General features: G+C 56.4%; 1 protein-coding gene. It reads left to right on the plus strand.

Annotation, left to right across the window (positions count from 1 at the left end):
- Positions 1-234: hypothetical protein (locus AC0L3J_RS37345; RefSeq protein WP_473350426.1), on the plus strand; the 234-nt coding region annotated here is incomplete at its 5' end.
- Positions 235-525 lie beyond the last annotated feature (291 nt).

Raw genomic sequence — 525 nt, forward strand, 5'->3', positions numbered from 1 at the left:
GAGGAAAAGGCGGCGGCGGCCGGCATGAGCCTGTCGGCCTACCTGCTGGCCGCCGCCGCCTTTTCCTCAATCGCTCTTCGTTCGTCTGGAAGGCAGTACACCTTGATAGGTGGGCTGCCCTTCCTGGTTGGCTTGGTTTCATCAGCCATCCGCTTGCCCTCATCTGTTACGCCGGCGGTAGCCGGCCAGCCTCGCAGAGCAGGATTCCCGTTGAGCACCGCCAGGTGCGAATAAGGGACAGTGAAGAAGGAACACCCGCTCGCGGGTGGGCCTACTTCACCTATCCTGCCCGGCTGACGCCGTTGGATACACCAAGGAAAGTCTACACGAACCCTTTGGCAAAATCCTGTATATCGTGCGAAAAAGGATGGATATACCGAAAAAATCGCTATAATGACCCCGAAGCAGGGTTATGCAGCGGAAAAGCGCTGCTTCCCTGCTGTTTTGTGGAATATCTACCGACTGGAAACAGGCAAATGCAGGAAATTACTGAACTGAGGGGACAGGCGAGAGACGATGCCAAAG

Source organism: Bradyrhizobium sp. Kon37 (assembly GCF_055807535.1).